This is a genomic window from Haloglomus irregulare (genome assembly GCF_007421925.1).
GTDB classification, from domain to species: domain Archaea; phylum Halobacteriota; class Halobacteria; order Halobacteriales; family Haloarculaceae; genus Haloglomus; species Haloglomus irregulare.
The window spans coordinates 1-1,017 of sequence record NZ_QMDX01000053.1; the positions used below are offsets into that span (position 1 = coordinate 1).

A 1,017-nucleotide genomic window follows, 5' to 3' on the forward strand; every position below is an offset into this window, starting at 1 on the left:
CCAGCGGGCTTCGGCTTGTGGGAAGCCCCGTCGTTTACCACGGGGAGGAGGTCACGCGGTTCCAGGGTTCGGCTCGCACCTGGGAACGCTTCTCGGAGCACTCCTCGGGACCCTATTGACGCTCGGACTCGCACTCGTAGTTGGTCGGTTGCTAGCTGCGACAGAGTAGGCCACCGTCTCACTGATTGGTTGATTCTCCGGACTGGTCAGCCACATAGGATTCACCCATTGCACGTCCTCAGAATCGTCGAGGAACAGCTCCACGATGTCTTGCGTAACGGCAGACTGTTCGGACACTAGAACTGTGACGGAATTGGGTCCCGACCGTAGTCTGTTCATCAATCACCAAACTCGCTCTGGGTTCTTCATGCGACGAGCGAGTCCACAATCTCGTCTTTTCGTGCCGCTACACGCGTTAGCTTAGCTCTCGAACGAACGAGGGCTATCGCTTGACGGCCAACTCACGACAGTCGACGCAGTCAACGCCACCAGAATCAACGTCGCCGTCGCCAAGTGTGATGTCACGATAACCGGTTCCAGCGACTGCGTGACGGTCAGCCCACCCAGCACGACCTGAACCGGCAACAGGAGAGCGGCGAATACAGCAGATTCTCTCACGATGGCTCTCTCCCGGGTGTACCAGGCAACAAGTGCCGTCGAGATGATTAGCAGTCCGGCGATCATTGCGAGCCCACGGTGGGCCCACTCGGCAAAGATCTGGAGTGCCGAATACGGCGAATTGGCGATGATCTCTGGGTGTAAGAAGGGGACGACCGTTCCGTAACACATCGGCCAGTCGGGACAGGACAGGCCAGCCCCGATCGCACTCGTGTACGCACCGAGAATCATGAGTACGTACGTCCCAACCAGCGTGACCGAGGCGAGCTGGTGGTATCTGATACGTCGAACAATGGCTTGTGGGCGGTACGAACGAGTGTGTGTTTCTTCCATTGTATCTTCTCGGCACTGTCTAGTTAGCGCAGATTGAGGAACGAGCAGGTCGTTGAGCGTCTTGCC

General features: G+C 57.8%; 1 protein-coding gene. It reads right to left on the reverse strand.

Annotated elements, in window-relative coordinates:
* Positions 1-420: 420 nt before the first annotated feature.
* Positions 421-1,017: COX15/CtaA family protein (locus tag DP107_RS19690; RefSeq protein ID WP_338072757.1), on the reverse strand; the 597-nt coding region annotated here is incomplete at its 5' end.